Source organism: Arthrobacter sp. AB6 (assembly GCF_031844545.1).
Taxonomy (GTDB): Bacteria; Actinomycetota; Actinomycetes; order Actinomycetales; family Micrococcaceae; genus Arthrobacter.
Map to the genome: position 1 here is coordinate 1 of NZ_JAUZVL010000038.1, position 8,905 is coordinate 8,905.

At 64.4% G+C, this 8,905-nt stretch carries 11 protein-coding genes; 8 read left to right on the plus strand and 3 right to left on the minus strand.

Annotated elements, in window-relative coordinates:
- The coding region (locus Q9R30_RS19065; RefSeq protein ID WP_396136751.1) for an alanine dehydrogenase at positions 1 to 429 on the minus strand (429 nt) is incomplete at its 3' end.
- Positions 430 to 646: 217 nt separating this feature from the next.
- Between Q9R30_RS19065 and ehuB the strand changes: the two genes are divergently transcribed.
- The 4 genes from ehuB to ehuA are packed head-to-tail and all read left to right on the plus strand — an operon-like array spanning position 647 to position 3,719.
- Complete coding sequence (gene ehuB, locus Q9R30_RS19070; RefSeq protein WP_311218563.1) at positions 647 to 1,540, plus strand: ectoine/hydroxyectoine ABC transporter substrate-binding protein EhuB; 894 nt, start codon at positions 647 to 649, stop codon at positions 1,538 to 1,540.
- 28 nt (positions 1,541 to 1,568) lie between these two features.
- A complete protein-coding gene (gene ehuC, locus Q9R30_RS19075; protein WP_311218564.1) occupies positions 1,569 to 2,267 on the plus strand; it encodes an ectoine/hydroxyectoine ABC transporter permease subunit EhuC in 699 nt (232 codons plus the stop codon).
- Entirely contained in the window at positions 2,264 to 2,920 is a 657-nt protein-coding gene (gene ehuD, locus Q9R30_RS19080; protein ID WP_311218565.1) for an ectoine/hydroxyectoine ABC transporter permease subunit EhuD, read from the plus strand. Before ehuC ends, ehuD begins: the two co-directional genes overlap by 4 nt.
- The gene (gene ehuA / locus Q9R30_RS19085; protein WP_311218566.1) at positions 2,904 to 3,719 is read left to right on the plus strand and encodes an ectoine/hydroxyectoine ABC transporter ATP-binding protein EhuA; all 816 of its coding nucleotides are present in this window, start codon (positions 2,904 to 2,906) and stop codon (positions 3,717 to 3,719) included. The genes ehuD and ehuA overlap by 17 nt, the downstream gene beginning before the upstream one ends.
- 7 nt (positions 3,720 to 3,726) lie before the next feature.
- Here ehuA and Q9R30_RS19090 read toward each other — a convergent pair whose 3' ends face one another.
- Positions 3,727 to 4,179 carry a RidA family protein gene (locus tag Q9R30_RS19090; protein WP_311218567.1) on the minus strand — a complete coding sequence of 151 codons (453 nt, stop codon included), beginning with the start codon at positions 4,177 to 4,179 and terminating at the stop codon, positions 3,727 to 3,729.
- Between the two features lie 97 nt (positions 4,180 to 4,276).
- Here Q9R30_RS19090 and Q9R30_RS19095 point away from each other — a divergent pair, with 97 nt between their 5' ends.
- Entirely contained in the window at positions 4,277 to 5,011 is a 735-nt protein-coding gene (locus Q9R30_RS19095) for an Asp/Glu/hydantoin racemase (RefSeq protein WP_311218568.1), read from the plus strand.
- Positions 5,012 to 5,083: 72 nt separating this feature from the next.
- On the opposite strand, the gene Q9R30_RS19100 is transcribed toward Q9R30_RS19095, so the two are convergent.
- The gene (locus tag Q9R30_RS19100) at positions 5,084 to 5,824 is read right to left on the minus strand and encodes a maleate cis-trans isomerase (protein ID WP_311218569.1); all 741 of its coding nucleotides are present in this window, start codon (positions 5,822 to 5,824) and stop codon (positions 5,084 to 5,086) included.
- A gap of 194 nt (positions 5,825 to 6,018) precedes the next feature.
- Between Q9R30_RS19100 and Q9R30_RS19105 the strand changes: the two genes are divergently transcribed.
- The 3 genes from Q9R30_RS19105 to Q9R30_RS19115 all read left to right on the plus strand — a co-directional run bounded on the left by Q9R30_RS19105 (position 6,019) and on the right by Q9R30_RS19115 (position 8,833).
- Positions 6,019 to 7,449: an amidase gene (locus Q9R30_RS19105; protein ID WP_311218570.1), complete on the plus strand. Its 1,431-nt coding sequence runs from the start codon at positions 6,019 to 6,021 to the stop codon at positions 7,447 to 7,449.
- 8 nt (positions 7,450 to 7,457) lie between these two features.
- A complete protein-coding gene (locus Q9R30_RS19110) occupies positions 7,458 to 7,967 on the plus strand; it encodes a DUF3830 family protein (protein WP_311218571.1) in 510 nt (169 codons plus the stop codon).
- A gap of 188 nt (positions 7,968 to 8,155) precedes the next feature.
- Complete coding sequence (locus Q9R30_RS19115; RefSeq protein WP_311218572.1) at positions 8,156 to 8,833, plus strand: GntR family transcriptional regulator; 678 nt, start codon at positions 8,156 to 8,158, stop codon at positions 8,831 to 8,833.
- Positions 8,834 to 8,905 lie beyond the last annotated feature (72 nt).

Here is an 8,905-nt window from a genome sequence, read left to right on the forward strand (position 1 = left end):
CACCTGCACGGAAAGCCGGCCCGCAACCTCTGACATGGGGGCGAGCAACGGAAGGGCGCGGCCTTCCTGGACGGTTTCGTAGGCGATGGCGGTGACGCCGGAGTTGATGAGCTCGCGGGTGAGTTCGGGCTCCGCGGCCAGGTGGAGGTAGGTGAAGAGGATCAGGCCCTTGCGGAAGCGGTGGTACTCGGCCTTGATGGGCTCCTTGACCTTCATGACCATGTCGGCGCGGGCCCAGACGTCGTCAGCCTCATTGACGATCTCGGCACCGGCAATGGCGTATTCCTCGTCGGTGATGCCGGAGCCCAGCCCTGCGCCGCGTTCCACCAGAACGGTGTGGCCATTGCTGCGGAACTCGTGGACACCGGCGGCGGTGATGGCCACCCGGAACTCGTTGTTCTTGATTTCTTTAGGGACGCCGATGATCATCGTGGGCTCCATCTGTGGGTTTTGTGTCGGGAGGCTCCAGGCCTTCCTCGACGTGGCCGGGCGCTCCCAGGCAAGTCATCTTCGAATCGCCGGTAACGCACAATTTACATTCGGATTGTTGACAATAGTACACCGGACTCTTAGGTTTTATGTAACACGCGTCACAGCGTGTGATCCTGCTGACTATCCCCGGCGCGGACCGGGCGAAGGAGTAATTATGACGGGCAACATTTCGCGGCGGAACCTCCTGCGGGGTGCAGGCGTGGCGGCACTCGGGGTTTCGGTGGCCGGATGGGCGACGGGCTGTTCCACTGTGGCGCCAGGCGGTCCTGCCTCCGGCGCTGCCAGCAACCTTCTGGAACAGGCAAAGGCCCAGGGGTTCCTGCGCGTGGGCATCGCCAACGAGCCCCCGTACACCCAGGTTGGCGCCGACGGGACAGTCACCGGCTGCGAGCCGGACGTTCTCCGTGCAGTCTGCAAGAGGCTGGGCATCGGGGAGGTCCAGGGCATTATTACGCCCTACGAATCCATGATTCCGGGGCTCAACGCCAACCGCTGGGACGTGATCGCTGCGGGCCTGTTCATGAAGGAGTCGCGGTGCGCGCAGGTGCTCTACTCGGAACCGGTGATTGTCTCTACAGAGTCCTTCGCCACACCAAAGGGCAATCCAAAGGGGATTACGTCCGTCGCGGCCATCCTTGCCGATCCCTCGCTACGAATCGCTGTTCTTCCGGGCGGTTTCGAGGAAGGCGTGCTCAAAACGTCCAACGTGCCGGCTTCCCAGCAGGTGAAGATCAATGACGGACGCAGCGGGCTTGAAGCGCTCAAGGCGAACCGGGCAGATGCTTTCATGCTGCCTACGCTCTCCCTTAAGGCTCTTGCAAAAGACGATGCAAGCTTTGACATCAGCAAGCCGGTAGACGACGCTCCGCGCACCGGTTCCGGTGCTGCCTTCCGCCAGTCCGACGCTGCCTTCCACGAGGCGTATAACAAGGAGCTCGCAGCGTTCAAGAAAACGCCGGAGTTCGCCGAAATGCTCACCAAGTGGGGCTTTGACGCGTCCGTGGTGGAAGGCGTAACCGCCCAGGACCTATGCAAGACCGCGGGCTGATGCCCCTGCCGGCAGAGGGGAGGCTGGGATGTCCGCAGTAATCGAGTACGCGCCGCTGCTGTGGCAGGGGCTCCTGACCACCATCCTGGTGGCGGTGCTCAGCGGGGCGTTATGCCTGGTGGTCGCGTTTGCGGCCGGCCTGGCACGACTATCCAGCCACCGGATCATCAGCTGGCCGGCCGGAGTGTTCATTGAGGTATTCCGCGGAACGTCGCTGCTGGTGCAGATGTTCTGGCTGTTCTTCGCACTGCCGTTCTTTGGAATCCAGCTCCACCCGCTCACCGCTGCGGTCCTGGCGCTCGGGCTGAACGAAGGCGCGTACGCCGCAGAAGTTGTACGCGGCGCCATCGCCAGCCGGGCCAAAGGCCAGACCGAAGCGTGCATCGCGCTGGGCATGGAACCCGCACTGAGGCTCAGGCGCATCATCATCCCGCAGGCGATCCCCGCCATGCTGCCGCCTTTCGGAAACGTCATGGTGGACCTGCTGAAGAACACCTCACTCGTCTCCCTCGTCACGGTGGCGGACCTGACCTTCCGGGCACAGATGATCCGTAGCAGCACAGGGCAGACGACGGCGATTTTCATCACCATCCTGGTGATGTACTTCGTCCTCTCCTACCTGCTGACGCTGCTCACCAGCTGGCTGGAACGGCGCTACGCGCTTGACCGGAAGGCACTCGCCGCCCAGCGCAAGGAAAGCCAACTCATGAAGGTAGGTGCAGCATGATCTGGGACAACAACTTTGCCGTGTCCGTCATTCCGCTGCTCCTTGAGGGCCTCTGGGTCACGGTCAGGATCACCCTGTTGGGCACCCTGCTGGCTGCCCTTTTGGGTCTGTTCTTTGCGATTCTTCGGCGGCTCGCCATCCCGGTGCTGTCGCCCGTCGTGTCCTTCTTCGTGGTGTTCGTCCGGGGAACCCCGCTGCTCGTCCAGGCCTACTGCGCATTCTTTGTCCTGCCGGCGTACGGTATCAGCTTTGACGCCTTCACCACCGGCGTAGTGGTTATAGGGGTGAACTACAGCGCCTACATGGCAGAGGTGTACCGCAGCGGCATCCAGGGTGTGCCCAAGGGCCAGTGGGAGGCAGCAACGGCGCTGAGCCTCCCCGGGTCCCGCACCTGGAGCAGGATCATCCTCCCGCAGGCAATACGCACCGTAGTCCCGATGCTCGGGAACTACCTCATCCAGATGTTCAAGGACTCAGCAGTACTGTCAGCCATCACGGTGGTGGAACTCATGGCAACGGCACAGGCGATCGGAAGCTCCAGCTTCCGCTACCTGGAACCGCTGACCCTGGCAGCGCTGTTGTTCCTGGCCATCAGTTACCCCGCCTCACGGCTCGTCAACAGATTGGAGCGGCGCTATGCGCCCCAGCACTGAACCCCAACCCCTGACCACTCCCGTGGGCCTTGCCTCCGATCCGATCATCAGGTTCCAGAACGTCAGCAAGAACTGGGGATCAAACCAGGTCCTGAAGTCGCTGAACTTCGAAGTGGCGCCGGGGGAGAAGGTCTCCATCATCGGCCCTTCCGGATCGGGCAAGACCACGATCCTGCGTATCCTTATGACGCTGGAGACGCCCAGTGAAGGGCTCGTGAAGGTCGACGGCGACGTGCTGTGGGATGTCACGGCCGGCCAAAAGGTGCGCGAGACCAAGCAGATGCGGGAAACCCGGCGCAAGATCGGCATGGTGTTCCAGCAGTTCAACCTGTTTCCGCACATGACCGCCATGGAGAACGTCATCGAGGCGCCCATCCACGTGCTGGGCATGAACAAAGCGGAGGCTAAGGAACGCGCCGCGGAGCTGCTGAACCTGGTGGGCCTCGGGAAGCACATGAACCACACGCCGCCGCAGATGTCCGGCGGGCAGCAGCAGCGCGTGGCCATCGCCCGGGCGCTGGCTATGCGGCCCAGGGTGCTGTTGTTCGACGAGCCCACCTCGGCGCTTGACCCGGAATTGATCGGTGAGGTGCTGAATGTCATCCGGAACCTTGCGCACACCACGGACATGACCATGCTCATGGTGACGCACGAGATGCGGTTCGCGGAGGAGATCTCGGACCGGGTGGTGATGTTCGACAACGGGGCTGCCGTGGAAAGTGGACCGCCGGCCCAGATCTTCAAGGACCCGCAGCAGGAACGGACCCGGACCTTCCTCCGGGCCGTCCTGCAGCACTGACGGTCCGCTACACCTCTACAATCATCGCAATTTCAACGGGTGCCAGTCCGGGCAGTTCGGCAACGCCGACAGCTGCCCGGGCATGGCGCCCCTTGTTGCCGAAGGCCTGTTCCAGGACCAGCGAGGCGCCGTTGATCACGGCCGGCTGGTCACCGAAGCCTTCGGCCGAAGCTACGTAACCGGTCAGGCTGACTACGGACACGATCCGGTCCAGCGAGCCCAGGTGCTGCTTCAGGGCTGCCAGGCAGTTAAGCACCGCCGTGGCGCTTGCTTCCTGGCCCTGCTCGATGGTGAGCTCGCGACCCAGCTTGCCGCTGATGGTGAGGACGCCATTGCGGGTGGGCGTCTGGCCCGCCGTGAAAACGAGGTTTCCCACCTGGCGGACCGGAACGTAGTTGGCCACCGGAACGGGTGGGGACGGCAATTCAAGGTCGACGCCGTCGGCCGGGATTTTCGACATGTTCAAGATGCTCCTTTGTACGGGTTAGCCGGGTCACTACGGACCCTAGGCAAACGGCAATGGATTGTCAACAATCTACTAATTCTAGGGAGAGCTAATGCAGCCCATTGAACCCACGTTCGCTGGCCCGGAGGCGCAGGCCGGCATAGGCGTGGTATGCCCGTTCGACATGGCGCTGGACCGCGAGCTGTGGCGCTGGATGCCGTCGGACGTCTCGCTGTTCTTCACCCGGACGCCGTTCTTTGATGAGCCCGTCAGCCTGGAGATGGCAGAGGACGTGAGCGACGACGCCGACATCCTCGCTGCGGTGAAGAACCTTAGCGCCGTGCGCCCCGCGGTCATGGCCTACGCCTGCACGTCCGGCAGCTTCGTCAACGGTTTATCCGGAGCCCGCCATATTTCGAAGGTGATGGCAGCCGCCGCCGACGCGCATGGTGTCAGCACCTCCGAGGCGCTGCTGGAGGCGCTGGAGTATCTGGGCGTCTCCAGGGTTGTGGTCATTACGCCGTACGTGGCGGACCTGACTGTTCGGCTGGGGGATTTCCTGGAGGAGGCCGGCCATTCGGTGGCAGCGCAAGCCGGGCTCGGGCTGGACGGGGGCATCTGGCAGGTTCCCTACCAGGCCACTTGCGACTTGATCCGCGGGGCCGACGTTCCGGAGGCGGACGTGGTCTTCATCAGCTGCACCAACTTGCCCACGTACGACATCATCGCGCCGCTGGAACGGGAACTGGGCAAGCCGGTCCTCTCGGCCAACCAGGTGACAGCGTGGGCGTCGCTGCGCCGCCTGGGCAAGGCGGCGGTAGGTCCGGGGCAGTGCCTGCTGGCATAGCCGGGACAAAAGAAATCCCGGCCGGGGCTGTTCGTGTGACAGCCCGCGGCCGGGATTTCTTGTCGTGTCGGGCTATGCTCCGACGCCGACCGGTGCCGTCTTCTTGAACAGCGTGCCCAGAGCGTCGCACGGGCGCAGGGCGCCGGCAAGCTGCAGGCCTTGCCAGACGGTTACCTGGTTCGCGGTGAGGACGGGTTTGCCGAGCTCCGCTTCGAGTTCGTTGATCCAGCGGGCGCTGTGCAGTGCCGTGTCTGGGATCAGGATCGCCTGCGCCTCGTCGCTGTCGTTGCTCCGGGCAAGGGCAAGGACGCCTTCGCGGTCAAGCTCGCCGGCAAGTGCGGCAGTGGGGATGTCGTGGCTGACCAGCTGCGTGACGTTGATGCCGCCACGGTTCAGCAGCGCCACGAAGTGCCGGGAGACGTCCTCCGGGTAGGTGGCGGCGACGGCCACCTTGGTCAGATCCAGCGCCTTGCAGGCGGCAACGAAGGCCAGGGACGTGGAGGAGGCGGGCACCTCAAGGGCTTCCTGGACCTCCCGGGCCTGCTGATGTGCGCCCTCCCAGCCGAAGACGAAGCTGCCGGATGTGCAGGCCCACATAACGGCGTCGGGAAGGGCGGCGCGCAAGGCATCCGCGCCTTCCAGGAGCCTTTCACTCTTGCCGAGGTCGAGCAGGGCCTGGACTTCGTGCGCGTCGACGCCTACGGAGGTGTGGACCAGGGGAAGGTGGATTCCCTCGCCCAGGAGTTCCTCCATGAAGGGGTAGTCGTCCTCGGCGCCGAAGCCCGGGTACAGCATGCCAATGGTGACGGCCATAGATTCTCCTTTGAAGTGACCGTGGGAACCGCTCCCGCGGATTGTGCACAATCATACAATCATCAGCACGCAAAAGATAGGAAAGTAGGATTGTTGACAATAGCGGTGAGCGCAACATAACCTGACCGCAGTGTTACCGGCGTCACAGCCGGTGGCTGAGACCGCAGGTTGTACCGGACAAGGAGCTTCACAGCGTGATTGATTCACTGGAATGGGCCACTGCCACGCAGCTGGTTGACGCGTACGGATCGGGGGAGGTCTCCCCGGTGGAGGCTGCGGAGGCGGCCCTGAACGCCATCCAACAGCACGACGGCGGCATCAACGCCTTCTGCCTGGTGGAGGCGGAGTCAGCCCTTGCGGCGGCGCGTGAATCGGAGCAGCGCTGGCGCCGGAACGAGCCGCTGGGCCTGGCCGACGGTGTACCCACCTCCATCAAGGACCTCATGCTTACCAAGGGGTGGCCGACGTTGCGCGGGTCCCGCCTGACCTCCCCTGATGGAGACTGGAACGAGGACGCACCCGCCGTGGCCAGGCTGCGCGAAAACGGTGCTGTGCTGATCGGCAAGGTCACCAGCCCCGAGTTCGGCTGGAAGGGCGTGACCGACAGCCCGCGCTGCGGGATCACCCGCAACCCGTGGGACGTTTCGCGCACGGCCGGCGGCTCCAGCGGGGGCAGCGCGGCCGCCGTGGCGCAGGGTATGGGCCCGTGGTCCGTAGGGACCGACGGCGGCGGCTCCATCCGCATCCCCGCCGGCTTTACCGGCGTTGTGGGTTTCAAGCCCACGTACGGGACCGTGCCGCTGTACCCGGCCAGCCCCTTCGGCACCCTCGCCCACGCCGGCCCCATCACCCGCACCGTTGAGGATGCGGCGCTGATGCTGGATGTCCTCTCCCGCCCGGACGCTCGCGACTGGTCCGCAGGTCCCGCGCCGACGCGCTCCTTCCTGTCCACCATCGACGAAGGGGTCCGGGGTCGGAAAATCGCCTTCAGCCCAGATCTCGGCTACGGAAAAAATGATCCCGACGTCGACAAGGCAGTCCGCGGGGCAGTCCAGGTCCTGCGGGACCTGGGGGCCGAGGTGGAGGAAATCGACCTTGGCTGGCAGGACCCGGTGGACGCCTACCACGTGCTCTGGTTCAGCGGCGCGGCCAAAGTGGTGGAAGGCTACGGCCCCGGTGCCGCGGAACAGCTTGATCCGCTGCTGGCGGCGGCACTGGAACGGCACTCCGGCTTCAGTGCCGGGGACTTCCTGGACGCCACGGCGGTCCGCATGAAACTGGGCCGGGAGATGGGGCTTCTCCACGAGCGCTTCGACCTTCTGGTGACACCCACGCTGCCTATTCCGGCCTTCGAAGCCGGCCGTGACGTCCCGGCCGGATCTTCCTCGCAGGACTGGACATCCTGGACGCCCTATACGTACCCCTTCAACCTGACCCAGCAGCCGGGCATTAGTGTCCCGTGCGGCTTCACCGGCAAAGGCCTTCCGGTCGGGCTGCAGATCGTGGGTCCCCGGCATGGCGACGCTGGAGTGCTCTCGGCGGCCGCCGCATACCAGGGCGCCGTCGACTGGCAGCACGCCCGCCCCAATTCCACCCCGGCAATGTCCACCCCCATCCTGAAGTAAGGCAGAAAATGGCCAGGTACATCAACATCACCCTTGAAAAGCGCGGAGTCACCTGCAAGGCGCTCCTGCACGACGACGCAGCGCCCCGTACGGCCAACGCCGTCTGGGACGCACTTCCCCTCAGCGGGCAGGTCTTCCATGGAAAGTACGCCCGTAACGAGATCTACAACCTGGTTCCGGCGTTTGCTCCGGCTGAACCCGGCGCGGAGAACACCACCGTGACCCCCATCCCGGGCGACGTCTGCTATTTCACGTTTACGTCCAACGATCTCAAGACGCCGTCACACGGCTATGAAGCCGACTCGACGGATTCGGTGCAGACCATCGTCGACCTTGCCGTCTTCTACGGCCGGAACAACCTGCTGCTGAACGGCGACACCGGCTGGGTGCCCGGCAACGTGTTCGCCACCATCGTGGAAGGCCTGGATGAAATGGCGGCCGCCTGCCAGGACATCTGGATGGGCGGCGCCCGGGACGAAACCCTGACCTATTCACGGGCCGTGGACACTGCGCCCTGATCCAGACGAGTCGGGGCCGCCTTGCCGGCGGCCCCGACTTCTTTTTACATAATCCATGGATGGTCAGCTTACTGGCAGTAGGATTGTAGACAGTTTTTGATCCGACCATCCCGGCCGGATATGAAAGACAACCGGTCCGCTGCGGGCTCCGAGGCCGCAGCCGGACCCCTGACGGATAGTTGGTACCGATGCAAAGATTTGAGCCCCTGGTGCGCGAGTCCACGCCAGCAATCATTGCCGGTAAGTTGCGCACGGCAATCGGGCTGGGCCATATTCCGCCGGGCTCCCAGCTGGGGGAGGCGGAACTGGCCAAGGAGCTCGGCGTCAGCCGGGGACCGCTCCGTGAGGCCATGCAGCGGCTCACGCAGGAAGGCCTGCTGATCAGCATCCGCAACCGCGGCCTGTTCGTGATCACCATGACCGATGAAGAGGTCCGCGACATGTATGTGGCGCGCACCGCCGTCGAACGCGCCGCCTCCGAACTGATCCTACAGAAGGGCGGCAAAGGTGTCGCCGCCCAGCTCATGCCGATCGTCAAAGCCATGCAGAGAGCCGCTGACAAAGGCGACCTGGACGCGATGTCCGAAGCCGATATGGAATACCATGCCACGCTGGTGGCGGCGGCCGATAGCACCCGGCTGACCCGCATGCACAACACTCTGCTGACCGAGACCCGAATGTGCCTTACGGCGCTGGAGAAAAAGTATCCCGACCCGCATGCCCGGGTGGCCGAACACCAGGCCATCGCCGAGGCCTTGGGGGACGGGGACCAGGAGCGCGTGGGCAAGCTTTTGATCAGCCACATGGAAGACGCGTTGGAACGCCTGACCGGCGGCAGCGGCGATGCCGAGGTTGCGACCGCCTGACCAGGGGCCCGCGCCATCGCGCCACCGCGGAAATGTCACCGCTCAAAAGAAGGGGGCCGGCTGCACAATGTG

Bases quoted from the DNA above. Each gene is read 5' to 3' on its own strand.
- ehuA (WP_311218566.1), top strand. From the start codon at position 2,904: ATGCGCCCCAGCACTGAACCCCAACCCCTGACCACTCCCGTGGGCCTT.
- Q9R30_RS19090 (WP_311218567.1), bottom strand. From the start codon at position 4,179: ATGTCGAAAATCCCGGCCGACGGCGTCGACCTTGAATTGCCGTCCCCA.
- ehuD (WP_311218565.1), top strand. From the start codon at position 2,264: ATGATCTGGGACAACAACTTTGCCGTGTCCGTCATTCCGCTGCTCCTT.
- ehuB (WP_311218563.1), top strand. From the start codon at position 647: ATGACGGGCAACATTTCGCGGCGGAACCTCCTGCGGGGTGCAGGCGTG.
- Q9R30_RS19115 (WP_311218572.1), top strand. From the start codon at position 8,156: ATGCAAAGATTTGAGCCCCTGGTGCGCGAGTCCACGCCAGCAATCATT.
- Q9R30_RS19100 (WP_311218569.1), bottom strand. From the start codon at position 5,824: ATGGCCGTCACCATTGGCATGCTGTACCCGGGCTTCGGCGCCGAGGAC.
- Q9R30_RS19110 (WP_311218571.1), top strand. From the start codon at position 7,458: ATGGCCAGGTACATCAACATCACCCTTGAAAAGCGCGGAGTCACCTGC.
- Q9R30_RS19095 (WP_311218568.1), top strand. From the start codon at position 4,277: ATGCAGCCCATTGAACCCACGTTCGCTGGCCCGGAGGCGCAGGCCGGC.
- ehuC (WP_311218564.1), top strand. From the start codon at position 1,569: ATGTCCGCAGTAATCGAGTACGCGCCGCTGCTGTGGCAGGGGCTCCTG.